This window comes from Burkholderia pyrrocinia (assembly GCF_003330765.1).
GTDB classification, from domain to species: Bacteria; Pseudomonadota; Gammaproteobacteria; order Burkholderiales; family Burkholderiaceae; genus Burkholderia; species Burkholderia pyrrocinia_B.
This window is the reverse complement of sequence record NZ_CP024902.1, coordinates 1,941,036-1,967,689: the sequence shown is the minus strand read 5'-3', so window position 1 is coordinate 1,967,689 and position 26,654 is coordinate 1,941,036. Positions and strand designations below refer to the sequence as shown.

Below are 26,654 nucleotides of genomic sequence, written 5' to 3'. Positions count from 1 at the left end.
TCCTGTTCAAGAGAAAGCGCGTTGCGCGGGCATGTCGCCGGCGTCGGCGCGCGGTGGCGGATGAAGGTCCGAGCGGCGCCCGGCCTTGAGGATCTGGCTGGGTACGTCATGCCCGATCAGCATGGGCAGCCGTGCCGACGCAGCGAGGACGGCCGCGAGGTCGACGCCGGTATCGTAACCGTCCAGTTCGAGCATGTGCACGAGTTCCTCGGTGCATGCGTTGCCGGTCGCGCCCGGCGCGTACGGGCAGCCGCCGAGCCCGCCGAGCGACGCATCGAAGCGGTCGATGCCGGCGTCGAGCGCCGCGAGCGTGTTCGCGAGCGCCATCCCGCGCGTATTGTGAAAATGCAGCGTGAGCTGCAACGCGCCGAAGCGCTCGCGCGCGTGTGCGCCCAGCGCGTGTACCTGCGACGGAAACGCCATGCCCGTCGTGTCGCACAGCGTGAAGCCGTGCACGCCGAGATCCGCGAACCGCTGCATCCATGCGAGCACGGCCTCGGTCGGTACGTCGCCTTCCATTGGGCAGCCCATCGCGGTCGACAGCGACACGTTGATCGCGACACCCGTGCCGCGCACCGCGTCGATCACGTCGCGCAGTTGCGCGAACGACTGCTCGCGCGTCATCCGCAGGTTCGCGCGGTTGTGGCTCTCGCTCATCGACATCACGAGGTTCACCTCGTCGACGCCGCACGACAGCGCGCGCTCGGCGCCGCGCACGTTCGGCACGAGCACCGTGTAGACGACGCCCGGCGCGCGCGCGATGCCGTGCATCACGGCCTCGGCGTCGCGCAGTGCGGGGATCGCCTTCGGCGACGTGAACGACGTGACCTCGATCTTCGCGTAGCCGCATGCGCTCAGCGCGTCGACGAGCGCGATCTTGTCGTCGGTGTCGACGAATGCCGCTTCGTTCTGGAAACCGTCGCGCGTCGCGACTTCGTGGATGTAGAGCCGTTTGCGTTGCGTGTTCATGGGGCGTCTCCTGGTTCCGGTTCAGATCACGCCGCGCGTGCGCCAGTCGCCGCGCGTCGCGGCATCGATGCCGATCGATTCGAGCACCGCATCGGTATCCGCGCCGAGCGCGGGCGCCGGGCGCTCGATGCGCCCGGGCGTTGCGCCGAGTTTCGGCACGATGCCCGGCACCAGCACGGGCGTGCCGTCGGGCAGCGCGGCATCGACGATCATGTCGCGCGCGCGGTAATGCGGATCGGCCGCGATGTCGGCGACATCGTAGATGCGCCCGGACGGGATGCGCGCTTCGTTCAGCGCGGCGAGCACGTCGTCGAGATCGTGGCGCGCACTCCACGCGCCGATCGCCGCGTCGATGCGCTCGACCTGCGCGACACGCCCGTCGTTGTGCGCGAGCGCGGGATCGTTGCCGAGATCGGGCCGGCCGATCAGTTCCATCAGGCGCCGGAAGATGCTGTCGCCATTGCCGGCGATCAGCGCGTACTTGCCGTCCCGGCAGCGGTACGCGTTGGTCGGCGCGATGCCGGGCAGGCTGCTGCCGGCCGCCTCGCGCACCGCGCCGAACGCCGAGTATTCGGGCAGCAGGCTTTCCATCATGTTGAACACCGATTCGTACAGCGCGACGTCGACGACCTGCCCTTTGCCGCCCTGCTGCTCGCGATGCCGCAACGCGAGCAGCACGCCGATCACGCCGTGCAGTGCCGACAGCGAATCGCCGAGCGAGATGCCGACGCGCACCGGTGTGCGGCCGGGCTCGCCCGTCAGGTGCCGCAGGCCGCCCATGGCCTCGGCGATCACGCCGAAGCCGGGACGGTCGCGGTACGGGCCCGTCTGTCCGAAGCCCGACACGCGCAGCATCACGAGCCCGGGATTGATCGCGGACAGCGCGTCCCAGCCGAGCCCCCAGCCCTCGAGCGTGCCGGGCCGGAAGTTCTCGATCAGCACGTCGGTCTCGGCGACGAGGCGACGCACGACGTCCTGCCCTTCGGGCGTGCGCAGGTCGAGCGTGAGCGAGGTCTTGTTGCGCGACTGCGCGGCCCACCAGACCGACGTGCCGTCGTGCAGCAGCCGCCATTTGCGCAGCGGGTCGCCGACGCCGGGCGGCTCGACCTTGATCACGTCCGCGCCGAATTCGGCGAGCATCCGGCCCGCGAACGGCCCGGCGATCAGTTGGCCGAGTTCCAGCACGCGGATGCCGTCCAGGGGTCGTTTCATGACTGTCTCCGATGAAATCGTGTTGTCGATGACGGCGATCATGACGGCGTTCGCGCACGGCGAAAATCGATCGATGCTCAACCAGCCTTTCCGAAACGGAAAGGCGCGCGTTGGCGCGATCGCGGCATCCGCTCTCGTGCGGTGTGCGTCAGCCTTTCCATATGGGAAAGCGCGCTCGCTTAACGGTCAAACGACGGCACGCGTGCCGCCGGCAGAATCGAACCCGTTCCGCGCCCGCCGGGCGCCTGTCAGCGAGACCCGCCATGTTTTCAGTTTCCTCTCCCGCGAAGATCGTGTTTCTCGACCGCGCGACGCTGTCGCCGCAGACCCTGCTGAAGCCGTTTCCGTTTCCGCACGAATTGCAGATGTTCGACCGGACGGCCGCGCACGAAGTCGCCGCGCGTATCGGCGACGCGGACATCGTCGTGACCAACAAGGTGCGGCTCGACGCGGCGGCACTCGCCGATACGCGACGGCTGCGGATGATCGCGATCGCCGCCACGGGCACGGACATCGTCGATCTCGACGCGTGCGCGGCGCGCGGGATCGCCGTGAGCAACATTCGCGGGTATGCGGTCCGCACGGTGCCCGAGCACACGTTCGCGCTGATCTTTGCGTTGCGCCGCAGCCTCGTTGCCTACCGTGACGCGGTGCGCGCGGGGCGCTGGCTCGACAGCGGGCAGTTCTGCTTCTTCGACCATCCGATCCGCGACCTGGCCGGTTCGGCCCTCGGGATCGTCGGCGACGGTGTGCTCGGGCGCGCGGTGGCCGGCATCGCACGCGCGCTCGACATGCGCGTGCGGTTCGCGGCGCACGGCAATGCCGAAGGTGCCCACTACGCGCCGCTCGACACGCTGCTGCGCGACAGCGACGTGATTACGCTGCATTGCCCGCTCACGCCCGCGACGCGGCATCTGATCGACGCGGCCGCGTTCGCGCGGATGGCGCGCCGGCCGCTGCTGATCAATACCGCACGCGGCGGGCTCGTGGACGAAAGCGCGCTGGTCGACGCGCTGCAGTCGGGGCAGATCGCGGGCGCGGGATTCGACGTGGTCACGCAGGAGCCGCTGCCGGCCGAGCATCCGTTCCACGCGATCCTGTCGCATCCGGCGTTCATCCTCACGCCGCACGTCGCATGGGCGAGCGACGAGGCCATGCAGGCGCTGGCCGATCAGCTCGTCGACAACGTCGCCGCGTTTGCTGGCGGTGCGCCGCGGCATATGGTGTGACGCGTGCTGCGGCGGAAGATCGTTGCGACCGCGCAAACAGAACGGCCCCGCTCGATTGCTCGAAGCGGGGCCGACTGAATTCGGGGGCTGCTTACGCCAGCGACTCGGCACGTGACGGGTTCGTGCATCCGCCCTATCTTGCGGTCGGTTTCTGAATTCCTGATGGACGCTACTTTAAGGAATTCAGATCGCCAACGCTGTAGGGCGAGTCTGAAACTGAATGGGACGGATCGTAAAAAAAGTCCGTTTCGGTCGCAGCGCACCGCTCGGCGCGCTGATCTCGACGCGAATTTCAGTAAGCGGACATCTCGACGCAAGGATCGACCTTGGACGGCGAGCAGATGGCCGAATACTTGGCGCTCTCGCGCATCAGCGCTTCGCCTTCGTGCAGCGCGATCTTGATCTCGGGGTGACGCTCGTACGCAAGGAATGCCGAGCACACGACCGCGGACATCACGATGAGGGAAAACACAAATTTTTCAAGGGTTTGGAAACGTTCAGGCATGGTTCGACCTTTCTCTTAGGCCGCGATTATACCTCATGATAAGGGTTTTCCCTATAAGCTGGCCCGCATACCGAGGATGCCTTCAATCGATGGCGGGCCAGTGCTCGCGCCCTTTTTGTCCGTTAATCCGCGCTTAAGCGTCGGTCGAACAAGATGGCTCGACCGGTTGCGGCGTCCATGCCGCGCCGGCCGCCCTGTCCTTTTCGGAGATCCTGAAGATGAAAACCACCTTTTCCCTGCTCGTCCTCGCCGCCGCGATCGCGGCGCCGGCCGTGTCGTTTGCGCAGACGGCCAACGGCCCCGTCACGCACGCCGAAGTCGTCGCACAGTTGCGCCAGCTCGAACAAGCTGGCTACAAGCCGCTGAAAGGCCAGTATCCGGACGATATCCAGGCGGCCGAAGCGCGCGTCGCGCAATCGTCGGGTATCGGCCCGGATGCCGATGCGTCGACCGCGTCCGGCCGCCCGGCGCTACCGGCAACCGTGTCCGGCACGGCCGATCGCGGGCGCTGACCGGCGCATGCCCGTGCGGCGACCGTCATCGAGGGTTTGCCGTCAGCGGCAGGAACGGGACGGCGCGGCCTTCACGAACGAGAGACCGTGCACCGCAGGAAGAAAGAGAAAAGCCCGTCGCCGGCGCGTCACTGCGGCGCCGACGCGCCGCTCGCCGCATTGCCGTGCCACGCCTTGCCGATCTGGTCGATCAGCGATTTCGCGGTGCCCGTCGCGATCGCCGCGTCGACGCCCGACGTCTGCCACGAGCCGTCGGCGGCCTTCACGAAGGTCAGGTTCGCGCGCGACGGCGTGTAATCGGCATTGCGCCACGTGACCACGACGTCGCACGAGTACGTGCGATCGCCGAGCTTCTTGCAGTCGCCGTCGGGCTTCGCCGACACGACATCGGCCGATACCGGCAGCGGCTGGCCGAACAGCGCGTTCAGGCCGCCGTGGTTTTCCGCTTCGAGCGCGCGGCGCACGGCGGCGTCGACGTCGTTCGATCCGGGGCCGTCGTGGAGCAGGTTGCAGGCGGCCAGCAGCGTCGAGGCACAGCCGAGTGTCAGCAGCGTTTGAAACTTCATGGATATCCGTGAATCGGTTGAACGGCGGGTGGCGCACGGCGATGCGCATGAACGCGTCGGCCGGGCCGGTATGCCGCGTAGTCTGCAACGTCCGCGTGTCGTTCGCGGTATCCATTTGTAACCAATTGCACGGACGCGTGACGGCAAGCGGGCGGTACCGCGCGACCGTGCCATCACGCGCTTCGCGTGCGCCTACTGCCGCTCCTGCTTCACGCGGCTGACCAGCTGCGTCGGGCTCACGAACTGCAGCGCGATCACGACCCACACGAGCGTGATGGCCATGTAGATCATCGCCATCGCGTCGATCGACTGCGGCGCGCGCACGCCGGTCGAGAATACCGCGTAATACAGCGCGACGACGAGCGTCTGCGTGCTCGGGCCCGCGGTGAAGAACGTCAGCTCGAACATCCCGATCGTGCGCACCAGCACGAGGAGCCCCGCCGCGAGCATGCCGGGCACGAGCAGCGGCAGCAGCACGTAGCGGAAATAGCGCCACGTGTTCGCACCGAAGATGCGTGCGGCGGCTTCGAGATTCGGATCGATCTGCTCGATGAACGGCGTCATCACCAGGATCACGAACGGCAGCGCCGGGACGAGGTTCGCGAGGATCACGCCCGGCAGCGTGCCCGCGAGCCCGATCTTGTACATCACGGTCGCCATCGGAATCCCGTACGTGACGGGCGGCACCATCAACGGCAGCAGGAACACCAGCAGCGCGAAGCGCTTGCCGCGAAACTGCACGCGTGCAAGCGCGTAGGCGGCCGGCACGCCGAGCGCGATCGACAGCAGCACGACCGCGCCGACGACTTCGACGGTCACCCACAGCACGCTCGCGAGCTGGAAATCCTCCCACGCCTTCGCATACCAGCGCAGCGTGAAGCCCTGCGGCAGCGGCGTGCCGAACCAGCGCGTCGCGATCGAGTTCACCGCGACGGTCGCGATCAGCAGCATCACGTTCAGCAGGAAGAACGCCATCAGCCCCCAGACGAGCGCCTTCCACGCGCGGCCGGCGAGATTGCCGCGCATTTTCTGCGGCTTCATCGCGTTGACGGGCTGCGCATCGGGCGAGTCGTGCTTCGGCGGCCAGGCTTGATCGGCATGATTGTCGGTCGCCATCAGCCCTTGCCTCCCGTCACCGCGCCCGTATAGAAGAAGCGGCGTGCGCCGAGCATCGATGCGACCACCAGCAACTGCACGAAGCCCATCACGATCGCGATCGCCGATGCGAGCGAATAGTCGTAGCTCTCGAACGCGGCCTCGGCCGCCGCGATCGAGATCACGCGCGTCGGCCCGGCCGGCGCGCCGAGCAGCACGGCCGACGGGAACACCGAGAACGCCTGCACGAACGACAGGCACGCAGCCATGGTGAGCCCCGGCACGAGCAGCGGCAGGTAGATCTGCCGGAACTGCTGCCACGGGTTCGCGCCGAGCGTTGCCGCCGCACGCGCGAGCGTCGGGTCGATCCCGCTGATGTACGACAGCATCAGCAGGAACGCGAACGGAAAGCCCGATACGATCAGCGACAACAGCACGCCCCAGTAGTTGTGCGTGAGGCGCACTTCATCGGTGTACAGGTGCAGCCCCTGCAGCGCCTGCGGGAACCAGCCGTTCGGCCCGAAGTACGTGAGCATCCCGTCGGCGACAAGCACCGTGCCGAGCGTGACGGGAATCACGAGCAGCGTCGTGACGAACTTCTGGTACGGCGAATTGCGGCGCAGCGCGAACGCGACCGGCACCGAGATGCCGACGTTGAGCAGCGTCGCCGGCACCGCGAGCTTCAGTGTGACGAGCACGGTCGGCCACATCGCGGTATCGGTGAAGAACTGCACGTAGTTCGCGAGCGCGCCGCCGCCGTTCATCGGCTGGAACGACAGCACGAGGCCGTATGCGAACGGATAGATGAACAGCGCAACGATGAACCCGAGCGCGGGCGTGACAAGCCATGCCTTCGCGTCGCGCGGCGTGCCGGCCGCGAGCGCGTTCATGCGGCCTCCCGGCGCGACGGCGCTGCGATCGGGCCGCTCATTTCGGCACTCCCGCATAGACGAGCGTGCGCGATGGCGCGACGCGCAGCCGCAGCCGCTCGCCTTCCGTGAATTCGCCGGCCACGCGTGCCCAGATCGAGCCGAACGGCGCGATCGCGCGGATCAGCGAATCGCGGCCGCCGTACTCGACCGTTTCGACCGTCGCGTCGAACGTGTTGTCGCCGGCATCGTCCGCGCGCTCGATGTCGTCGGGGCGCAGCGCGACCACGACGTCCTTTGCGTCGAAGCCGGCCATCGGCACGCCCGCGAGGCGCACGCCGCCCGCCGCGATGCTCGCGTAATCGCCGGCCATCCCTTCGAGCGTGAACGGCAGCACGTTGCGATAACCCATGAAGCGCGCGACATGCAGGTTGTGCGGGCGCGTGTAGACGTCCTTCGGCGATGCGACCTGCTGCACGACGCCTTCCTTCATCACGACGATGCGATCGGCCATCGACAGTGCCTCGTCCTGGTCGTGCGTCACGTAGATGGTCGCGCGTTCGAGCTGCGTGTGGATGCGGCGGATCTCGGCGCGCATCTCGATGCGCAGCTTGGTGTCGAGGTTCGACAGCGGCTCGTCCATCAGCACGAGCGGCGGCTCGATGACGATCGCGCGCGCGATCGCGACGCGTTGCTGCTGCCCGCCCGACAATTGCCCCGGCAGCTTGCCCTCGTGGCCGACGAGCTGCACGAGTTCGAGCGCCTGCTGCGCGCGCCGCCGCGTTTCCTGTTTCGGGACGCCGCGCATCTTGAGGCCGAAGCCGACGTTGTCGAGTACCGACATGTGCGGAAACAGCGCGTAGTTCTGGAACACCATCCCGAAGCCGCGGCGCTCGGGCGGCAGCACGTCGATGCGCGTGTCGTCGAGCCAGATGCCGCCGCTCGTGAGCGGCTGCAGCCCCGCGATGCAGTTGAGCGCGGTCGACTTGCCGCAGCCCGACGGGCCGAGCAGCGCGATGAACTCGCCACGCCGGATCTCGAGGTCGAGCCCGTTCAGCGCGGCGACCTGCGCGCCCTCCGCATTGGTGAAGCTGCGGCACACGCCGTCGAGCCGCAACCGTTCGAAACTGTGCTTCATTACGCGAACTCCATCGACGCGGGCGCCGCGGCGCCCGCCGGTTCATGCGTCATTTCGACTTCTGCGAACCGATCTCGCGATCCCACTTCTGGAACGCGGCGACCATCGCCTGCGCGCTGAGCGGCTGCACGTGCGGGCGATCCGCGAGCAGCTTCGCGTACTCGGGGCGGCCGAACTTGCGGACCACCTCCTGGCTGTGCGCGGGCGCCATCTCGAGCGTCACGCCCTTCACCGCCGGGCCCGGATAGAAGTAGCCGTCGTCGTAGGTCATCGCCTGCTGCGCCGGTTCGAGCAGGAAGTTCATCAGCTTGAACAGCACGTCGAGCTTTTCCTTGGGCACGCCCTTCGGGATCACCATGTAGTGTGCGTCGTTGACCCACGTCATGTTGTCGAACGCCTGGATCCGGAACTCGGCCGGCACGATGCCGAGCGCGCGCGGGTTGAGGTCCCAGCCCGTGACGGTCACGGTCATGTCGCGCGTGCCCTCGCCGAGTTCCTTCATCACCGCCGACGTGCCGCCCGGGTAGTACGGGACGCAGTCGTTCAGCGCCTTGAGGAATGCCCAGGTCTTGTCCCAGCCGTTGATCGGATCCTGCGGATTCTTGTCGCCGAGCACGTACGGCAGCCCCATCAGGAACGTGCGGCCGGGGCCCGAGTTCGCCGGGCGCGCGTAGATCAGCTTGTTCGGGTGCGCCTTGCACCACGCGAGCAGCTGGTCGGGGGTCTTCGGCGGGTTGCTGACCTTCGCCGGGTTGTATTCGAGCAGCGGGCCGGCCGGCATGTAGGTGACTTCCAGGCCGAAGCCCTGCGCAAGATCCTGCATCTTGCGCGGGCCGGGCGCGTATTTGTCGAGCACGCCGGGGAACGCGGCCGCGTCGTCGGGCAGGAGCTTCAGCCACAGGTTCTGTTCGATGCCGGCGGCCAGCGCGTCGGTGCCCGTCAGCACGAGGTCGATGTCGGAGCGCCCGGCCGCCTGCATCGCCTTGATCTTGCCCGGCAACTGCGGCGCGGGCGCATTCGTGAACGTGACGTTCGACACGAGGTTCGGGTTCTTGTCCTTGAATGCCTCGATGGCCTTCTGCGTGAGCTGCAGGTTGCCCGCAACGTCGACGATGTTCAGCGACACGGGCGCCGCAACGGCTGTCGCGGCCGACAGCGTGAAGCCCAGCGCGAGTGCGATCCGGCGGACACGGCGAGCGATCGTGGTTGTGTTCATGTCTCCTCACTTCGGTCGGTGGATGGGACCTTTCTTTCGGGAAATCATGACGGCGTTATACGATGTCGGTCAACAAAAAACCGTGACGCGCGGGGCGGGACTTTCCCTGACAAAAACCTTCCTTTCGTTGACGATTGGCGTGCTGACCGATTTTGTGGGGCGGCGCGGCATCGATTGCACGGCGTGTTAGGACGTCATATCTCAGCGGGCGACGAAATGGAATCGGTTCAGGGCCGCGGGGCGGCCCGACGGTGATGGATGTTCGCGCCGAAACCGGATCGGGCCCGGCGCGTTGCAGATGGAGACTCAGGACGCGCCGAGCGCCGCCACTTCCCCGACCAGCCGCTCTGCATCGTGCCACTCGCCATACCCGGACGCCGGGTTCAGGTGCCCGACCTCGCCGAGATCGACGAGCCGGCTGCCCCACCCGGCCGCCAGCGCCTCGACGCGTTCGAAGCGCGCGAGCGGATCGTTGCGGCTCGCGGCGACGATGCTCGGGAACGGCAGACGTGCGGTCGGCACCGGCGTCCAGCCGTGCGCGTCGATCGCATCGGGCGAAGGATAGCCGGCGGGCATCGGCGCATCGAGATCGGCCGGCGCCGCGAGCAGCGCGCCATGGATCGCGCGCGTGGCCTGCCGCGCCCAGTGCACGGTGATCATCACGCCCGCGCTGTGCGCGACGAGGATCACGGGGCCGTCGATCGCGGCCAGCGCCGCATCGAGCGCCGCGACGCGTGCGGCGCGGCTCAGCTTGTCGGCTTCGAGCGGCGCGACCGAGCGCGCGTTCGGCAAGCGCCGTTCGAGGTGCGTCTGCCAGTGGTCTTCGACGTGATCGCGCAAGCCGGGCACGATCAGGATGGTAGGCGCGGTCGCCAGGGTCATGCAGCCTCCGGGAGGGTTCAGGAAAGTTGTGTCGCGCGCCGTTCGCGTTCGACGCGCGCGAGATCGGCCACGTAGCTTGCGCGTCCGATCGCGAACAGCACGGCGGCCGCGAGCGGCACGGCGGGAATCCATTGCAGTGCGCCGACGAGCCCGGCGCGATCGGCGACCCACCCCGTCAGCAGCGGACCCGGCGCCATGCCGAGCAGGTTGTTGGCGAGCGTGAGCGTCGCGAACGCCGACGCATGGATCGCGGCCGGCGTCAGGTTCGCGACCATCGCGCCCGATGCGCCGGATGCGCCCGCGCCGACCAGCATGCCCACGCAGATCAGCGCGAGCTGCAGCGGCCCGGGCGGCAGCCGGAACGCGACCGCGAGGCAGACGCCCGTCAGCACGCAATACGCGATTGCGGTCAGCCATTTGCGCGAGCCGTCGGCCCGACCGACGCGGTCGGTGACGATGCCGCAGCCGACCATTCCGACGCCCGCGATCAGCACGAAGCCGGCCGCGAGCACCGCGGCGCGATCGGGCGCCATCGCGTAGTAGCGGTTCAGATAGCTCGGCAGCCACGCGAACAGCGCGCCCGGCACGAACAGGTGCAGCCCGCTGCCGATATAGGCGCAGACCACCGAACGCGACGCGAACAACCCCGACATCAGCGCGCGCACGCTGCCGCGCAGGTCGCGCGGCGCGTCGCCGTCGCGCCGGCACGGTTCGACGCGGCACGCCGCGAGCCGCCGCTCGGTGACCGCGCAGCGATACGCGACGAGCAGCACGATGCCGAGCGCGGCCATCACGCCGAACGACCAGCGCCAGCCGAGATGCGCGCCGACCAGGCCGCCGAGCGCCATCCCGAACACCGAGCCGAACGCGCCGCCGGCCATGAACGCGCCGGTCAGCGTCGCGCGCAGGCGCGCCGGAAAGATGCTGAGGATCAGCGCGACGCCGACGCTGCCGTACGCGGCTTCGCCGAGCCCGACGAGGCCACGCGACACGAGCATTTCGACGTAGTTGGTCGACAGCGCGCAGCCGAGCGTCGCGACGCTCCACAACGCGGCCATCAGCACGATGCTGCGCACGCGCCCGAAGCGGTCTGCGAGCACCGACAGCGGGAACGTCAGCAGGCCGACCAGCAGCGCGACGACGCCGCTCAGCGAACCGAGCTGCGTGTCCGACAGCCCCCACGCGTGCTTGAGCAGCGGAAACACGGCATTGAGCACCTGCCGCGACATGTAGTCCGACAGCAGCAGGCCGACGGTCAGCCCGAACACGAGCCAGGCGTACGCCGGCGCGCGCTGCTCGGTGGCGGCCAGGTCCTGCAACGACGGCTCGGCGTGATGAATCAACATGCGTGTCTCCTCCGGCACCGGTGCGGCAACGCACCGGCGCGGCTTGCGCGGCCCCGCCCCGTTCGGCGGAGCTTGCCTCGCGCGCTGCGCGAGGATGGGTGCCGCACCTCATCGATCGGCGGGCGGCGTTTGCGGGCCGCCCGGATGCGCGGCGCGTCAGGCTGCCCGCAGCGGCACGCTCACCTGGCCCGGCCGGCGGTTCGGCACCATCCCGAGCTGCGCGAGCGTTTCGTCGACGTCGTCGTACTGCACGCCGATCCGGTTCGCGATCGTGTTGATCGGCAGCACGTTCTTCATCGGCGATTCGAGCGTGATGCACGCGCCGTCGAGCTCGCGCACATGCATGTGCAGCACCGTCGCGTCCGCGTTGTAGCAGTCGACGGCCTTCTGCACGTGCTCGTCCATCGTCACCGGACTGTCTTCCGGAAAATCGGCGGGCATCCATTCGGGGCCGTACGGCGCGACCGTGATGACTACCTTGTCCTGGTTTTCCGGGTGCGGCGAATCGTCGAGAAATTGCATGTCTTCCTCCAGAGGAAATCGTTGTGTTCGGGCGTACGGGCGTGCGTATCCCGCCACGCCGGATGGCATGTCCGGCGCGTTGCAAGGGGTTGCGGATCGGTTACGGGGCGGGCTCGCTCAGAACGGCACGTCGCCGACGATGCCCGCGCGCTCCATCCTGCGGACGCACGGCGGGTAGTCCATCACCGCGTAATGCTGGGTGCTGCGGTTGTCCCAGATCGCGACGCTGTTCTTCTTCCAGCGCCAGCGCACCTGGTATTCGGGGATATAGGCCTGGCTGATCAGGTATTGCAGCAATTGCCCCGCGCCGGGGTTCGCGTCCTGCCCGAAACGCACGCGCTCGGGCGTGTGGAAGTTCGTGAAGTGCGTCGCGAACGCATTCACGTACAGCACTTTCTCGCCCGTTTCGGGATGCGTGCGCACGACCGGATGCTCGGCGTCCGGATACTGCGCTTTCAGCGCCAGGCGCTTGTCGATCGGCATCGCCGCGCCGAAGCTCGCCTCGATGCTGTGGCGCGCGCGCAACCCGTCGATCTGCTGCTTCACGTGCGCGGGCAGGTTCTCGTACGCGAGCACCATGTTCGCCCACATCGTGTCGCCGCCAACCGGCGGACCTTCGACGCAGCGCAGCACACAGCCGAACGGCGGCGCCACGCGCCAGCTCGCATCGCTGTGCCACGCATTCTCGTAGCGGTCGTTCGGCTGGTCGGGCGACTTGTAGATCCGCACGAGCCCCGGGTGCTCGGGGTCGCTGCCGGCGACCGGATGATCCTCGAGTTCGCCGAAGCGCCGCGCGAACGCGACGTGCTCGGCGCGCGTGATGTCCTGATCGCGCAGGAACAGCACGCGATGCCGGAGCAACTGCGCGCGGATCTCGGCGAACAGGCCGTCGTCGTGCACGGCGTCGGCGAGGCTCACATCCAGCAGTTCCGCGCCGATCGCGCAGGTCAGGGGTTCGACTCGCATGCGCGCCTCCTCAGACGATGAACACCGACGAACCGGTCGTCTTGCGCGATTCGAGATCGCGGTGTGCCTGCGCGGCGTCCTGCAGCGCATAGCGCTGGTTGATCTCGATCCGGATGCGGCCGGCGGCGACGTGCGCGAACAGTTCGCCGGCCAGGTCGTTCTTCTCGGCCGGATCGGCGATGTAGTCGGCCAGCGCCGGGCGCGTCAGGTACAACGAGCCCTTCATCGCGAGGCGCTGCGGGTCGAACGGCGGGATCGGGCCCGACGCGGTGCCGACGCACACCATCAGCCCGCGCCGCTTCAGCGAATCGAGCGAGCCTTCGAAGGTGTCCTTGCCGACGCTGTCGAACACGACGTCGACGCCGGCGCCGCCTGTCAGTTCGCGCACGCGTTTCGCGACATCCTCGCGGCTGTAGTCGATCGTGTGGTCGCAGCCGTGCGCGCGGGCGACGTCGGCCTTGTGCTCGCTGGACACGGTGCCGATCACCGTGAGCCCGAGCAGCTTCGCCCATTGCGACACGATCAGCCCGACGCCGCCGGCGGCCGCATGCAGCAGCAGCGTGTCGCCCGGCGCGAACGCGTGGATGCGGCGCAGCAGGTAAGCTGAAGTCAGGCCGCGCATCGTCATCGCCGCGGCGGTTTCGCACGCGATGCCGGCCGGCAGCTTGACGAGTGGCGCGGCCGCAATCAGCCGTTCGGTGCTGTATGCGCCGAGCGTGTTCAGGAAGCCCGTGTAGGTCACGCGATCGCCGGCGGTGACGTTCGTCACGCCGGGGCCGACGGCCTCGACCACGCCGGCCGCCTCGACGCCGATGCCGGACGGCAGCGGAACCGGATACAGGCCGCTGCGGAAATACGTGTCGGCGAAATTCAGGCCGACCGCGTCGTGCCGCAGGCGAACCTGGCCGGGGCCCGGGTCGCCGACGTCGACTGCTTCCCAGCGCAGCACGTCGGGGCCGCCGGTTTCATGGAATCGCACTGCATGTGCCATCTTGTTCTCCGTAATGGTGTCAGTCGGATGCGCGTCGCGCATCGTCGGGTTCGTTCGCGCCGGGCGGCGTCGCAGTTGCGTCGCCCGCCAGCAATTCGTCCAGTTCGATCCAGTCGGCGTCGCCCAGGTAGCGCCGCGCGGCCGGGAAAATCACGCCTTCCATCCGTCCCATCTGCTCGAACGCGCTGTGCGTATAGCGGGCCAGCGCCGCATCGAACGCGGTCGACGGCAGCCCGTCTTCGGCGATCCGCGCGAGCGCGTCTAGTGCTTGCGCGTCACGCTGCCGCTGGCGGTCGAGTTCGTCCAGTTCGGCCGCGACGCACTCCGCACGGACGCGCAATGCCGCGAAGAGCCGCGCTTCGGCGGCCGTGCCGAAACGCGCGTTCTGCAGCGCGGCGAGTGACGCCAGCGCATCCTGCGCGTCGACTGCTTGCCGCTGCGGTCCGTTCGCGGCTTCGCCGGAAGTCATCAGCGCTTGCAGCAGCACGCCGACCGCGCGATGCGCATCGAGGCAGCGGGCCATCGCGCGTGCCTCGGCCGGCGAACGTTGCAACGTGCACACGAGCACCGGTACGCCGCTCGTCGCGAGCAGGTGCTGCCGCTGTGCGCAGGCCGTCGCATCGGCATCGTGCGGCAGCGCCGCGACGCCGATCAGGTCGCAGCCGAGCTCGGCGGCGAGCGCGCCGGGCGACGCGTCGCCTGCTGCGGCAATCGCATGGGACAGGCCCTGCGCCCGCGCGGCCGCTTCCACTTTCGCACCGTGTTCCGGCTGCCGCGCTCCGGATAAACGCGAGTCCGGTGCGGCGCCGGGCAGCGCGAACGTGACCCGTGCGCCGACCGCGCGCGCCAGTTCGAGCGCATGGCCGATCGCGTCGATGCCGCCGGGCGCGCCGTCGACCGTCACGAGCAGATGGCGGTACATCGCGCCGCTCCGCTTATCGGGCGGTCGGCGCGCTGCGCCGCGCGCCGGTCGATACGATGTCCATGGCATCCCTCCTCGTTGCGTTCGTCATGCATGAAACCCATGCTATCGGCGCGGCGCCGGCGCGGCCCCACTCGTCGCGGGGGGGATTGACGCGCGAAGGTGGTTCGGCCGATCCTTCCCCCCACGCCCACCCCGGACGCTGGCCCGTACGGCACCGCCTGATTCCGACTGCTGCCTCGATGGCCCACCCACCCGATCGCGCCGACGCGCCCCCCACCGAACTGGTCCTGAAGACAACCGCGCCGCGCGTGCCGGCGCAGTTGCTCGCCCGCGCGCGGCTGAGCCTCGCCGCGCCGGCTTTCGACGGCCGTCCGGTCACGCTCGTGCAGGCGCCGGCCGGTTACGGCAAGACGTCGCTGCTCGCGCAATGGCGCCGCGAATACCTTGCGCTCGGCCGCGCGGTCGTATGGCTGTCGGCCGACGAGCGCGACGACGCGCCGCGGTTGCTGCAGGGGCTCGTGCAGGCAGTGCGGACCGGCTGCGCGCGGCCGGGCTTCGGGCGCCTGATCCCGGGCGGCGCGGCCGACCCGGCCCGCGCGCTGGAGGGCCTGACCGCGTGGCTGGCCGAGGTTGCGCAACTGTCGATCGACGCGCTCCTGATCGTCGACGACGCGGAGCGGCTGCCGGCCGCCGGCCTCGACGCGCTGACCTACGTGCTGCACAACGCGCCGCAAAACCTGCGTGTCGTCGTCGCGGCGCGGCGCGGGCTGGATCACGCGGCCGGCGATCTGCTCGCCGGCGGGCAATGCACGCTCGCGGGCCCCGACTGGCTGCGCTTCACGCTAGACGAGACGATCGCGCTGGTCGGCGCGCGCTTTGCGCAGCGCGTCGACGCCGACGCGTGCGCGCGGCTGTTCGAACGCGTCGACGGCTGGCCGCTCGGGCTGCAGCTCGCGATGGCCGCGATGGCGCGCTCGCCCGATCCGCGCCAGGCGGTCGACGCGCTCGCCGCCCGCGTGGACGGCACGCGCGACCGGCTTGTCGAGCTGCTGCTCGCGAACCTGTCGGCCGACGACACCGCGTTCCTGACCCGCACGAGCGTCGCCGATCGCCTGCATCCGTCGCTGTGCGCCGCGCTGCTCGACGATGCGGACGCGCCCGACCGTCTCGCGCGGCTTGCGCGCGACACGCCGCTGTTCATCGCGTCGGACGATTCGGACTGGTGCCGGCTGCATCCGCTCGTGCGCGACACGCTGCGCGACCGCCTGGCCGCGGGCCCGGATGTCGAGCGCAGCGTGCTGCATGCGCGCGCGGCCGCGTGGCTCGATGCGCACGGGATGACCGGGGAAGCCGCGCGCCACGCGTATGCGGCCGGCCAGTTCGAGGCCGCGTATGCGCTCGCGCAGCGCTGTCTCGAGGATGCGATCAAGCAGGGCCACATCAACGACGTGCTCGACTGGCTCGCGCTGTTGCCCGACGCGGAGCTCGACAAGCGTCCGACGCTGCGGATCGCGGTCGCCTGGGCGCTGGCGCTCGGCGAGCGCCATGTCGAGGCGCAGCGCCAGATCGCGGGCATCCTCGCGGATACCGGCACGCCTGCGGCAATGCGCTACGAATGCGCGCTGATTCTCAGCGCGGCCGCGTATTACGCCGACGAAATCGACCGCTTCGTCGAACTGTTCGAACCGTGGGCCGACTTCACGCCGCCGGCGACGACGTGGCTGGCGCAGATGCACGCGAACCGGCTGTCGGCGCGCGCGATCATCGTCGGCGAACCGGCCCAGGCGCGTCGGTTCCAGCAGGCCGCGCCGCGCGGCGAGACAGCGGCCGGGTTCGGCTACGTCGCGCGCTGGGGCGAGCTGATCACGGGCCTGAGCTACTTCGAAGAAGGCCAGATCCGGCTCGCCGACGATGCGCTGTCGCCGGCGCTGGCGCGCGCGGAAGCCGATCTCGGGCGCCGCCATCCGCTGACCTGCATGCTCGCGGCGATGTGCGCGGCGATCGCGTACGAGGCCGACCGCGTCGACCAGGCCGCCGCGTTGCTCGCGAACCGGCTCGACGTGCTCGAACACGCGGGCACGCCCGACACCGTACTGCTCGGCTATCGCACCGCCGCGCGCATCGCGCTGCTGCGCGGCGTCGAGCACCGCGCGATCGACTTGCTCGAGGCGCTCGATGCGATGGGCGTCGCGCGCCGGCTGCCGCGCCTGTCGGTCGCGAGTCTCGCCGAACAGGTGCGCATTCACGCGGCGCGCTATCGCGAAGCGACCTGCCATGCGCTCGTCGAGCGGATCGACGCGATCGCCGCGGCCGAGTTTCCGGCGCACGGGCCGCTGTGGCGGCGCCCCGTCGTGCTGCTGCAGGCGACCGCGCATGCGGGCGCGGCGCTCGCCGCACGCCGCTGGGACGACGCGTGCGCGGCGCTCGACGAAGCGGTCGTGCTGGCCCGCGAAATGAGCATGGGGCGCGCGCGCATCGAGATCATGGCGCTCAGCGCGTTTGCGCTCGAACAGTCGGGGCGCAGCGGCCGCGCGCTGCTCGACGAGGCGATGAACCTCGCGGACATGTTCGGGTTGACGCGCACGCTCGCCGACGCGCATCCGGCCGTCGCCGACTGGGCGCGCCGCGTCGGCGACGAGGCGGCCGCCGGCGACGGTCCCGCGCGGCACGCGCTGCCGCAGCCGCGCATCGTGCCGCCCGCGCCGCGCGTTGCGGCCAGCCCGCGCGCAGTGCCGAGCGTCGTGCTGACGCCGAAGGAGCGCGCGATTCTCGAGCTGCTCGCGCGCAACCTGTCGAACAAGGAGATCGCGGTCGCGCTCGCCGTCGGCGAGGAAACCGTGAAGTGGCACCTGAAGAACCTGTTCGGCAAGCTCGACGCCAGCTCGCGCAAACATGTGGTGCGCCGCGCGCTGGTGCTCGGCCTGCTCGAAAGCGCGCCCTGACACCCCCTTGACACCTGCCTGAGCCGGCCGCCGGCAGCCCGTCGCAGCGGCGCCTCCCCAACCTCCCCTTCGACTCTCCGCAACCCTGCCCCCCGCGCATGGGGGGGAGCGGCCGCGCGACGTTGCGTAGTCTTTCCGCACGGCTCGCACCGGCGTCGCATGTCACGCCGTCCCGCCTGCCTCGATGGTTCCCCGCTTTACCCGGACGGGCTCGATCCCGTCCGGTCCATGACGATCTGGAGACTTCGATGAAGATGAAACTGGCCGCGCTCGCGGCGTTTGCCGGCTGTTCGGCGCTCGCGCATGCGCAATCCTCCGTCACGCTCTACGGCGTGGTCGACACGGGCCTGCTGTACCAGAGCACGTCGGCCGCGTCGTTCAGCCCGACCGCGCCGAATACCGGCAAGGTGTTCCGCATGAAGGACGGCGGCATCTATTCGAGCTTCTGGGGCATCAAGGGCAGCGAGGATCTCGGCGGCGGCTACAAGGTCAACTTCAAGCTGCAGGGATCGTTCGACAGCGGCACCGGCAAGTTGCAACTGAGCGACACGCCGGGCGCCGTCGCGATCTTCAACCAGGTCGCGTCGCTCGGCGTATCGGGCCCGTTCGGCACGTTCACGGCCGGCCGCCAGATCGTGCCGATGATCTACGCGATGGCCGACACCGACGTGCGCAACGCGCAGTTCTTCGGCAGCGTGCTGACCGCGTGGCTCGGCCTGAACACCGCGGCCGGCTGGCCGGGGACGAGCACCAACGGCTCGATCGGCGCGCTGTACGACAGCAATGCGCTTGTCTACCAGTCGCCGACGTTTGCGGGCGCGTCGCTCGCGCTCGAGTACGCGCCGGGCGGCGTCGCCGGGCAGTTCCAGGGCGGCACGCGCGAATCCGTCGTGCTCAGGTATGCGAACTACGGGCTGAACGCGTCGGCCGTCTACTACAACGGCCACGACACGAATCCGGCGCCGGGCGTGGCGCCGACCGGCGTCGACAACAACCGCTTCATCTACGTCGGCGCGAAATACACGATCCGCGATTTTTCGGTGTCGGCGTCGTACGGCAACGGCAGGAATCCCGCGCATGCGGACCAGGTGAACCTCGACATGCTGTCGGCCGGCGTCGGCTATCGCTTCACGCCCGCGCTGCAGGTGACCTCCGCCGTGTACTACCTGAAGGACCGCAACCGTTCCGCGAACCGGTCGACGGCGGTCGTGCTCGCGGCCGACTACAGCCTGTCGAAGCGGACGATGGTCTATGCGCAGGTCGGCCACGTGAACAACCGCGGCACGATGGACCAGATGCTCGCGTACGGGCAGCCGGTCGCGCCCGGCGTCGGGACGACGGCCGCGATGGTCGGGCTGCGGCATAACTTCTGACGGTGTGGCGCCGGGCGCGCGCGGCCGGCGCCTGCATCGATTCCGGGGATCGGCTACAGTGGGCGTTTTCGGCGCGCTCCGGCCCCGCCGTTGCGCTGCGGAGTGCGCGAGCGCGGCGGCACGGCGGAGCGCGGATCATCCACTTCGACGAGCGAACCTTCATGCCCGACCTGTCCGCCTTCCCGATCACGCAAAAGTGGCCGGCCCAGCATCCCGACCGTCTCCAGCTCTATTCGCTGCCGACGCCGAACGGCGTCAAGGTGTCGATCATGCTCGAGGAAACCGGCCTGCCGTACGAGCCGCACCTCGTGCGCTTCGACACGAACGACCAGTTGTCGCCCGCGTTCCTGTCGCTGAACCCGAACAACAAGATCCCGGCGATCATCGATCCGAACGGCCCCGACGGCAAGCCGCTGGCGCTGTTCGAATCGGGTGCGATCCTGATCTATCTCGCGGACAAGACGGGCCAGCTGATCCCGAAGGATCTCGCGGGCCGCTACGAAACGATCCAGTGGGTGATGTTCCAGATGGGCGGCATCGGGCCGATGTTCGGCCAGGTCGGCTTCTTCCACAAGTTTGCCGGCCGCGACTACGAGGACAAGCGCCCGCTCGACCGCTACGTCGACGAATCGAAGCGCCTGCTCGGCGTGCTCGATGCGCATCTTGCTAACCGCCAGTGGGTGATGGGCGACACGTACACGATCGCCGACATCGCGATCTTCCCGTGGGTGCGCAACCTCGTCGGCTTCTACGAAGCGGGCGATCTCGTCGGCTTCAGCGAATTCCGGCACGTTGCGCGGGCACTCGACGCGTTCGTCGCGCGTCCGGCCGTCGCGCGCGGGCTCAACATCCCGGCACGCGACTGACCGGCCGCGCGGGCGTACGGCGTGCGGCCCACGATTTGCCTGGCCCGCCGCCTTGCGCGGCGGGCGCGGCTTCCTTCCGCCCGGCGCATACGCGCCAACCTTCGCTGACGCTACGTTCCGCCCGGCCCTTCCGGCGCACCGTCGGCCAGCCCCGCCAGCAGCTTTTCCAGCAGTTTCGACAACTGCGCCTGTTCCGCGTCCGACAGCGCCGCCAGCATCGCGCGCTGGTTGTCGATGTGCGCGACGACCGCGGCGTCGATCAGCGCACGGCCGGTTTCCGTCAGTGCGACAAGCGTGCCGCGCCCGTCGGCCGGGTTCGGCCGGCGCTCGACCCAGCCGGCCTTCTGCAGCCGGTCGATGCGCGCGGTCATCCCGCCCGACGACATCATCAGCGCGTCGTACAGCGCCGTCGGCGTCAGCGCGAACGGCGCACCGCCGCGCCGCAAGGTCGCGAGCACGTCGAATTCGCCCGGCTGCATCCCGTAGCGCGCAAACAGCGGATTGAGACGGTCGCGCGCGATCACGAGCGCGGCTTCCTGCAGCCGTCCCATCACGACCATCGACGACGCGTCGAGATCCGGACGCTCGGCGCGCCATTGCGCGAGCGCATGCGCGGCTCGATCCATTAACCCTCCTCGGCCCACCAGTTATCTTGACGTCGAGATAAATTGGCATTTATCTTGATGTCGAGACACTTTACATGAAAACGCACGACACCCGGACGGATGCCGTGCACCGACACCGAGGGCCTATCGATGAATCGCTTCACTTCCCCCGGATGGCGGCTTGCCGCCATCGTGCTCGTCGGGCTGAACCTGCGGCCGGCGCTCGCCGCGGTCGGCCCGCTGCTCGACATGATCCAGCGCGCGACCGGCATCGGCGACGGCGCGGCCAGCCTGCTGACGACGATCCCGATCCTGCTGATGGGGCTCGGTGCGCTGAGTGCGCGGCGCCTGCAGCGTTTGACAGGCATCGCGGGCGGCGTAGGGCTCGGCGTCGCGCTGATCGGGCTGGCCTGCGTGTCGCGCGTCGGCGCGCAGCACGCGTGGCTGCTGCTCGCGAGCGCCTGCTGCGCGGGCGTCGGGATCGCGATGGTGCAGGCGCTGCTGCCCGGCTTCGTGAAGGCGCATTTCGCGACGCGGATCGGCGGCGCGATGGGCGTCTATTCGACGTCGATCATGGGCGGCGCGGTGCTCGCGAGCGTCGTCGCGCCGTTCGCCGCGGCCCGCTGGGGCTGGCTCGCCGCACTCGCGGGCTGGGCGCTGCCGGCCGCGGTGGCCGCGCTCGCGTGGCCGCTGGCCAGTCGCGGCAGCGATGCGCTCGCCACCGGGCCGGCTTCGGCGTCGCATGCGCAGCCGTCGCGCTCGCCGCGCGCATGGCGGCTCGCGCTGTTCTTCGGCATCGCGACGGGCGCGTACACGCTCGTGCTCGCCTGGCTGCCGCCGTACTACATGCGGCTCGGCTGGTCGCCGACGGCGGCCGGCAGCCTGCTCGGCGGCGTGACGCTCGCGGAAGTCGTCGCGGGGCTGACGATCTCGGCGACGATCGACCGCCTGCCCGATCGCCGGCCCGCGTTGCATGCGGCGATCGCGTCGCTCTTCACCGGATTGCTGGTGATGCTGGCCGCACCCGAAACGCTTGCGTTGCCGGCCGCGCTGCTGCTCGGTGCGGGGATCGGCGCGCTGTTTCCGCTGTCGCTGATCGTCACGGTCGACCATGCGGCGACGCCGGCCGATGCCGCGTCGCTGACGGGGTTCGTGCAGGGTGTCGGTTACCTGATCGCAGGGTTGTTTCCGTTCGCGGCTGGCGTCGTGCGCCAGCATCTCGCGGATCTGACGCCCGCGTGGGTGGCGATGGAGTGCCTGTGTGTCGCGCTGTTCGCGCTGGCGGCGGGTTTTGCGCCGAGATTGGCGCGGCGTGTTGCGCGGGCCTAGCGCGGGCGGTCATCCGTTCAGCGTCGAACGGAATGGCAGGTTGGTGAATACGCAACTGCCATTCTGCTTCGGTCGCCGCTCAGTTGACCGGCTCGCAGAAAGACACCTTGTCGCGCAGCGCCTTGCCGGCGGCAACAGGATCCTGCCCTGCCGGCAAGGTCACGGAAACCGATGTGTGCTCGGTCGTGTTTTTCGGCTTCAGCCCCGGCCAATGCGTTTCTTTCCAGGTTGCGATCCAGACATCCGCGAACGGCGCGCCGAACGCCGGCCGGCGCGCGCTTGATCAGCCTGCGCTCGCGTACAGCGTTGAATCCGCGAACCCTTCGGCGTCGAGCACGCGTCCGATCAGGATCAGCGCCGTGCGCTCGATCGGCGTGCCCTGCACCTTGCCGACGATGTCGGCGAGCGTGCCGGTCACGCGCGCTTCGTCGGGCCAGCTCGCGCGATAGATCACCGCGACCGGGCAAGCGGCGCCGTAATGCGGCAGCACTTCGTCGACGATGCGGGCGAGATGACGCACGCCGAGATGGATCGCGAGCGTCGCGCGGTGCGCGGCAAGCGAGCCGAGCGCTTCGCCTTCCGGCATCGTCGTCTTGCCCGCGAAGCGCGTGAGGATCACCGTCTGTGCGACGCCGGGCAGCGTCAGCTCGACACCGAGCGTCGCCGCGCACGCGGCCGTGGCCGTCACGCCCGGCACGATTTCGTAGGGAATCCAGAGCGCTTTCAGGCGGCGGATCTGCTCGCCGATCGCGCCGTACAGCGACGGGTCGCCCGAATGCACGCGCGCGACGTCCTGCCCTTTCGTATGCGCGCCGGCGAGCAGCGCGACGATTTCGTCGAGGTCGAGCTCGGCCGTATTGACGACCTGCTCCGCGCGATGGCCGTCGAGCACGGCCGCCGGCACCAGCGAGCCCGCATACAGGATCACCGGGCAGGTGCGCACCAGGCGCTGGCCCTTCACCGTGATCAGCTCCGGGTCGCCGGGGCCCGCGCCGATGAAATACACCGTCATCGAAAAATCTCCGTCAATTCGTTGGTTGACCGGCCGCGCAGCGTCACGCGCGTGCGGCCGGATCGAGCGCGTCGAGCAGCGCCGTGGCCGAGTCGAACGCGCGGTCGGCGTCGGGCAGCGGCGGCCGGCGCAGCATCACGACCGGCAGCCTGCGTTCGCGTGCGACGTCGAGCTTGGCCTCGGTGGCCGCGCCACCGCTGTTCTTGCTGACGACGACGTCGACGCCCATGAGCGCGAACAGCGCGCGCTCGCCGTCGAGCGTGAACGGCCCGCGCGCGGCGACGATCTGCGCGCGCGCGTTGCCGGGATGCGCGTCGAGGCAGCGCACAAGCCAGAACTGGTGCGGCGGGATCGCGTCGAGATGCGCGAGCGGTTCGCGACCGAGCGTGAACAACGGCCGCCTGAACGGCGCGAGCGCGGCCTCGATGCCGGCCCAGTCGTCGACCATTCGCCAGTCGTCGCCGGGTTGCGGCGCCCACGGCGCGCGACGCAGCGCCCACAGCGGCACGCCCGCGTCGCGCGTCGCGGCAGCGGCATTCGCGCTGATTTGTGCGGCATACGGATGGGTCGCGTCGATCACGAGGCCGATGCCGGCGCTGCGAAGATACGCGGCCAATCCGGCGGCGCCACCGAAACCGCCGACGCGCACGTCGCAGCGCAGGTCGTCGGGCACCTTGCCGAGGCCGGCCAGGCTATAGACGTGATGGGACCCAAGCGCACGCGCGATTTTCAGCGCGTCGCCGGTGCCGCCGAGCAGCAGGATGCGCGCGCTCATCGCGCCTCCCCGACGAAGCGGCCCTGCCGGTCGATCGCGAACATCTCGACGGCGACCGATGGCGGCACGATGTCGCGCGCGACGCGCAGCGCATGCGCGCAGACGAGATCGCCGAGCGGCACGCCTTCGGCGTGCGCGAGCTTCAGCGCTTCCTGGCTCGTGTTCGCGGCGCGCATCGCGGCCTGCAGCGCATCGCTCGCGCCGGCCTCGGCCGCCCATTGCGCGAGCAGCGGCAGGTCGATGTTCGAATGTCGGCTGTGCAGATCGAGGTGGCCGGCCGCGAGCTTGCTCAGCTTGCCGAAGCCGCCGCACATCGACAGGCGCGCGACCGGCGCGCGCCGCAGGTGCTTGAGCACCGCGCCCGCGAAATCGCCCATCTCGACCAGCGCCATGTCGGGCAGGTGGTAGTGCGCACGCATCGCGTCCTCGCTCGCGTTGCCGGTACACGCGGCGATATGCGTGATGCCGTTCGCGCGCGCGACGTCGATGCCCTGGTGGATCGACGCGATATAGGCCGAGCACGAGAACGGCCGCACGATGCCGGTCGTGCCGAGGATCGACAGCCCGCCGACGATGCCGAGGCGCGGGTTCATCGTCTTCAGCGCGAGCGCCTCGCCGCCGTCGACGCCGATCGTCACGTCGAAGCCGCTCGCATAGCCATGCTCGGCCGCGAGTGCATCGAGGTGCGCCGTCATCATCTGGCGCGGCACCGGGTTGATCGCCGGTTCGCCGACCGGCAGCGTCAGCCCCGCGCGCGTGACCGTGCCGACGCCCGGCCCCGCGTGAAAGCGCACGCCGGGCGTCGCCGCGAGCGCGACGCGCGCGAAGATCAGCGCGCCGTGCGTGACGTCGGGGTCGTCGCCGGCATCCTTGATCGTGCCGGCTTCGGCGCCGTCGGCCGTGATCCGGCAGAACTCGAGACGCATCACCACGCGCTGGCCCTTCGGCAGCACGATCTCGACCGCGTCGTCCGCGCGGCCCGCGAGCAGCAGGCGCGCGGCCGCGAGCGACGTCGCGGTCGCGCAGCTGCCGGTCGTATAGCCGAAGCGTAGCGGCGCGGGGTGTTCGTGGGTTTCGTCGCGCATCACGTCGGGCCGGTTGCGTCCGTCGCGCCGGTCGCGTTCGTTGAAGCCGCCGCGTCGGGCTTGCGCACGTCGTACAGCGTCACGGGCAACGGCTGCCGCCACGTGTCGAAGCGGCCGAGCGGCTCGGCATGCGCGAGCGACACGCGCGTGAGCGTGCCGCCGTGCGCATCGCGCCATGCGGCGAGCGCCATCTCGCCCTGCAGCGTGACCGCGTTCGCGACGAGCCGGCCGCCGGGCTTCAGCGACGACCAGCATGCGTCGAGCACGCCGGGCGCCGTGGCGCCCCCGCCGATGAAGATTGCGTCGGGCGCGGCAAGCCCCGCGAGCGCATCGGGTGCGCGCCCGGCGACGAGCTGCAGGCCCGGTACGCCGAGCGCGTCGCGGTTGTGCTCGATGAAGCGCTGCCGTTCCGCATGCGCTTCGATCGCGATCGCCTGGCATGACGGATGCGCGCGCATCCATTCGATGCCGATCGAGCCGCTGCCGGCGCCGACGTCCCACAGCAGCTCGCCCGGCGCGGGCGCGAGACGCCCGAGCGTCATCGCACGCAGGTCGCGCTTGGTGAGCTGGCCGTCGTGGCGGTAAGCGTCGTCGGGCAGGCCGGGCGTGAGCGCGCGGCGCGGCGCGTCGGGGCCGGCCTGGCAATCGAGCGCGACGAGATTGAGCGCGGCCGTTTCGTCGACGTTCCAGTCCTGCGCGAGGCCGTCGAGACGCCGCTCGAGCGGGCCTCCCAGATGTTCGAAGACACTGATGCGCGTCGGTCCGAAGCCGCGTGCGACGAGTTCGGCCGCGACGGCGGCCGGCGTGCGGCCGTCGGCGCTCAGCACGAACAGGCGCCGGCCCGGCAGCAGGTGGCGCGCCAGCGTCGCGAGCGGGCGGCCGACGAGCGATACCGCGCCGATATCCTGCAGCGCCCAGCCGAGGCGTGCGGCCGCCAGCGACAGCGACGACGGCGCGGGCAGCACGCGCCATTCGTCGGGGGAAAGCGCGCGAGCGAGCGTGGCGCCGACGCCGAACAGCATCGGGTCGCCGCTCGCGAGCACGCAGACGGGCGACCGGCGCCGCGCGAGCACGCCCGCGAGATCGAACGGCGACGGCCATGCTTCGCGCGCGGCCGGCAGCCGCGCGGGCAGCATGTCGAGATGCCGCTTCGCGCCGACGACCAGCGTCGCGTCGAGCAGCGCGCGGCGCGCGCTGCGTCCAAGCCCCGCGTAACCGTCGTCGCCGATGCCCACTACCGTCAGCCACGCCGTCATGCACCCTTCCCCATCGTTCGATTCCATCGTGTCGCCGCGCGGCCGTGAAAGTGCCGGCGCAGCCGTCCGCATTGCGAAAAACGGCATGGTACCGTGTTCCATCCCGCGTTTCATCTGCCGGCCCGCCGGCGCCGGACCCTCCTCCGCTTCGTCCGTCGCGAACGGCCTTCCGGTCGCGAACCGCGGTCGAAATCGGGTATCCTACGGCCGTTCGTTCGCCGGTGCCCTTCGGGGCCGAAGAGGGAACACAGGGCGCGCCGCGCGCCGCTGTGGCTGCCCCCGCAACTGTAGACAGCGAGCCGATCTCCCCCCTCATGCCACTGGTTCGACCGGGAAGGCCGGGAGCCGGCGCCGACCTGTCAGCCAGGAGACCTGCCGGCCAGAAAGTGCGTGCGTGCCAGTCGGCTTCGGGCGGGGTGTACCGATGCGTTGGCCGCGGCCCGACACTGTCCCGGTATCCCGTTGAGT

Annotated in this window: 25 protein-coding genes, 1 pseudogene and 1 riboswitch; of the genes and pseudogenes, 7 read left to right on the top strand and 19 right to left on the bottom strand. The window is 69.8% G+C overall.

The genetic code is table 11. The features are described from left to right. Window positions 1–6: 6 nt before the first annotated feature. Both CUJ89_RS09440 and CUJ89_RS09435 read right to left on the bottom strand, forming a co-directional pair. Window positions 7–969, bottom strand: coding sequence for a hydroxymethylglutaryl-CoA lyase (locus CUJ89_RS09440; protein ID WP_114177096.1), 963 nt, complete (start codon window positions 967–969; stop codon window positions 7–9). A 21-nt stretch (window positions 970–990) separates the two neighbouring features. Further along, entirely contained in the window at window positions 991–2,181 is a 1,191-nt protein-coding gene (locus tag CUJ89_RS09435; RefSeq protein WP_114178562.1) for a CaiB/BaiF CoA transferase family protein, read from the bottom strand. Window positions 2,182–2,444: 263 nt separating this feature from the next. Here CUJ89_RS09435 and CUJ89_RS09430 point away from each other — a divergent pair, with 263 nt between their 5' ends. Then, window positions 2,445–3,410 carry a D-2-hydroxyacid dehydrogenase gene (locus tag CUJ89_RS09430; RefSeq protein WP_114177095.1) on the top strand — a complete coding sequence of 322 codons (966 nt, stop codon included), beginning with the start codon at window positions 2,445–2,447 and terminating at the stop codon, window positions 3,408–3,410. A gap of 292 nt (window positions 3,411–3,702) precedes the next feature. Here the strand turns inward: CUJ89_RS09430 and CUJ89_RS09425 are convergent, their stop codons facing one another. After that, complete coding sequence (locus CUJ89_RS09425) at window positions 3,703–3,915, bottom strand: hypothetical protein (RefSeq protein ID WP_114177094.1); 213 nt, start codon at window positions 3,913–3,915, stop codon at window positions 3,703–3,705. 218 nt (window positions 3,916–4,133) lie between these two features. Here CUJ89_RS09425 and CUJ89_RS09420 point away from each other — a divergent pair, with 218 nt between their 5' ends. After that, window positions 4,134–4,427, top strand: a complete 294-nt coding sequence (locus CUJ89_RS09420; RefSeq protein WP_114177093.1) for a DUF4148 domain-containing protein — start codon at window positions 4,134–4,136, stop codon at window positions 4,425–4,427. A gap of 128 nt (window positions 4,428–4,555) precedes the next feature. On the opposite strand, the gene CUJ89_RS09415 is transcribed toward CUJ89_RS09420, so the two are convergent. The 5 genes from CUJ89_RS09415 to CUJ89_RS09395 all read right to left on the bottom strand — a co-directional run bounded on the left by CUJ89_RS09415 (window position 4,556) and on the right by CUJ89_RS09395 (window position 9,311). Then, the gene (locus tag CUJ89_RS09415; RefSeq protein WP_114177092.1) at window positions 4,556–4,993 is read right to left on the bottom strand and encodes a hypothetical protein; all 438 of its coding nucleotides are present in this window, start codon (window positions 4,991–4,993) and stop codon (window positions 4,556–4,558) included. A 192-nt stretch (window positions 4,994–5,185) separates the two neighbouring features. Further along, window positions 5,186–6,109, bottom strand: coding sequence for an ABC transporter permease (locus tag CUJ89_RS09410; RefSeq protein ID WP_114177091.1), 924 nt, complete (start codon window positions 6,107–6,109; stop codon window positions 5,186–5,188). After that, window positions 6,109–6,978, bottom strand: a complete 870-nt coding sequence (locus tag CUJ89_RS09405; RefSeq protein ID WP_114177090.1) for an ABC transporter permease — start codon at window positions 6,976–6,978, stop codon at window positions 6,109–6,111. Before CUJ89_RS09405 ends, CUJ89_RS09410 begins: the two co-directional genes overlap by 1 nt. Before the next feature lie 37 nt (window positions 6,979–7,015). Beyond that, window positions 7,016–8,095, bottom strand: a complete 1,080-nt coding sequence (locus CUJ89_RS09400) for an ABC transporter ATP-binding protein (RefSeq protein ID WP_114177089.1) — start codon at window positions 8,093–8,095, stop codon at window positions 7,016–7,018. Between the two features lie 49 nt (window positions 8,096–8,144). Continuing rightward, window positions 8,145–9,311, bottom strand: a complete 1,167-nt coding sequence (locus CUJ89_RS09395; protein WP_114177088.1) for an ABC transporter substrate-binding protein — start codon at window positions 9,309–9,311, stop codon at window positions 8,145–8,147. On the opposite strand from CUJ89_RS09395, the gene CUJ89_RS37970 reads away from it, so the two are divergent. After that, on the top strand, window positions 9,310–9,501 hold the full coding sequence (locus CUJ89_RS37970) for a hypothetical protein (protein ID WP_161556534.1): 192 nt from the start codon (window positions 9,310–9,312) through the stop codon (window positions 9,499–9,501). The genes CUJ89_RS09395 and CUJ89_RS37970 overlap by 2 nt on opposite strands. Before the next feature lie 116 nt (window positions 9,502–9,617). Here the strand turns inward: CUJ89_RS37970 and CUJ89_RS09390 are convergent, their stop codons facing one another. The 6 genes and pseudogenes from CUJ89_RS09390 to CUJ89_RS09365 form a co-directional block, all read right to left on the bottom strand. Then, window positions 9,618–10,193 carry an RBBP9/YdeN family alpha/beta hydrolase gene (locus tag CUJ89_RS09390; protein WP_114177087.1) on the bottom strand — a complete coding sequence of 192 codons (576 nt, stop codon included), beginning with the start codon at window positions 10,191–10,193 and terminating at the stop codon, window positions 9,618–9,620. Between the two features lie 17 nt (window positions 10,194–10,210). Beyond that, window positions 10,211–11,539, bottom strand: a complete 1,329-nt coding sequence (locus CUJ89_RS09385; RefSeq protein ID WP_114177086.1) for an MFS transporter — start codon at window positions 11,537–11,539, stop codon at window positions 10,211–10,213. Between the two features lie 321 nt (window positions 11,540–11,860). After that, window positions 11,861–12,061: pseudogene (locus tag CUJ89_RS38500) on the bottom strand (3-keto-5-aminohexanoate cleavage protein); the annotation flags it as partial. Between the two features lie 117 nt (window positions 12,062–12,178). Beyond that, window positions 12,179–13,027 carry a TauD/TfdA dioxygenase family protein gene (locus CUJ89_RS09375; protein WP_114177084.1) on the bottom strand — a complete coding sequence of 283 codons (849 nt, stop codon included), beginning with the start codon at window positions 13,025–13,027 and terminating at the stop codon, window positions 12,179–12,181. Window positions 13,028–13,037: 10 nt separating this feature from the next. After that, the gene (locus CUJ89_RS09370; RefSeq protein WP_114177083.1) at window positions 13,038–14,018 is read right to left on the bottom strand and encodes a quinone oxidoreductase family protein; all 981 of its coding nucleotides are present in this window, start codon (window positions 14,016–14,018) and stop codon (window positions 13,038–13,040) included. Between the two features lie 19 nt (window positions 14,019–14,037). Beyond that, a complete protein-coding gene (locus CUJ89_RS09365; protein ID WP_114178561.1) occupies window positions 14,038–14,940 on the bottom strand; it encodes a hemerythrin domain-containing protein in 903 nt (300 codons plus the stop codon). A gap of 242 nt (window positions 14,941–15,182) precedes the next feature. Between CUJ89_RS09365 and CUJ89_RS09360 the strand changes: the two genes are divergently transcribed. The 3 genes from CUJ89_RS09360 (at window position 15,183) to CUJ89_RS09350 (ending at window position 20,124) form a co-directional block, all read left to right on the top strand. Then, a complete protein-coding gene (locus CUJ89_RS09360) occupies window positions 15,183–17,885 on the top strand; it encodes a LuxR C-terminal-related transcriptional regulator (protein WP_114177082.1) in 2,703 nt (900 codons plus the stop codon). Between the two features lie 248 nt (window positions 17,886–18,133). Next, entirely contained in the window at window positions 18,134–19,258 is a 1,125-nt protein-coding gene (locus CUJ89_RS09355) for a porin (protein ID WP_114177081.1), read from the top strand. Between the two features lie 161 nt (window positions 19,259–19,419). Then, window positions 19,420–20,124 carry a glutathione S-transferase N-terminal domain-containing protein gene (locus tag CUJ89_RS09350; RefSeq protein WP_114177080.1) on the top strand — a complete coding sequence of 235 codons (705 nt, stop codon included), beginning with the start codon at window positions 19,420–19,422 and terminating at the stop codon, window positions 20,122–20,124. 110 nt (window positions 20,125–20,234) lie between these two features. On the opposite strand, the gene CUJ89_RS09345 is transcribed toward CUJ89_RS09350, so the two are convergent. Then, the gene (locus CUJ89_RS09345; RefSeq protein ID WP_114177079.1) at window positions 20,235–20,750 is read right to left on the bottom strand and encodes a MarR family winged helix-turn-helix transcriptional regulator; all 516 of its coding nucleotides are present in this window, start codon (window positions 20,748–20,750) and stop codon (window positions 20,235–20,237) included. Between the two features lie 129 nt (window positions 20,751–20,879). On the opposite strand from CUJ89_RS09345, the gene CUJ89_RS09340 reads away from it, so the two are divergent. Next, the gene (locus CUJ89_RS09340; RefSeq protein WP_114178560.1) at window positions 20,880–22,058 is read left to right on the top strand and encodes an MFS transporter; all 1,179 of its coding nucleotides are present in this window, start codon (window positions 20,880–20,882) and stop codon (window positions 22,056–22,058) included. Window positions 22,059–22,341: 283 nt separating this feature from the next. Here the strand turns inward: CUJ89_RS09340 and cobM are convergent, their stop codons facing one another. The 4 genes from cobM to cbiE are packed head-to-tail and all read right to left on the bottom strand — an operon-like array spanning window position 22,342 to window position 26,186. Next, a complete protein-coding gene (gene cobM / locus CUJ89_RS09335; protein WP_114177078.1) occupies window positions 22,342–23,070 on the bottom strand; it encodes a precorrin-4 C(11)-methyltransferase in 729 nt (242 codons plus the stop codon). A gap of 43 nt (window positions 23,071–23,113) precedes the next feature. Next, the gene (locus tag CUJ89_RS09330) at window positions 23,114–23,845 is read right to left on the bottom strand and encodes a cobalt-precorrin-6A reductase (RefSeq protein ID WP_114177077.1); all 732 of its coding nucleotides are present in this window, start codon (window positions 23,843–23,845) and stop codon (window positions 23,114–23,116) included. After that, a complete protein-coding gene (locus tag CUJ89_RS09325) occupies window positions 23,842–24,930 on the bottom strand; it encodes a cobalt-precorrin-5B (C(1))-methyltransferase (RefSeq protein WP_114177076.1) in 1,089 nt (362 codons plus the stop codon). The genes CUJ89_RS09330 and CUJ89_RS09325 overlap by 4 nt, the downstream gene beginning before the upstream one ends. Continuing rightward, window positions 24,930–26,186, bottom strand: a complete 1,257-nt coding sequence (gene cbiE / locus CUJ89_RS09320) for a precorrin-6y C5,15-methyltransferase (decarboxylating) subunit CbiE (RefSeq protein ID WP_114177075.1) — start codon at window positions 26,184–26,186, stop codon at window positions 24,930–24,932. Before cbiE ends, CUJ89_RS09325 begins: the two co-directional genes overlap by 1 nt. A gap of 202 nt (window positions 26,187–26,388) precedes the next feature. Continuing rightward, a riboswitch (cobalamin riboswitch) is annotated at window positions 26,389–26,581 on the top strand. Window positions 26,582–26,654: the final 73 nt, after the last annotated feature.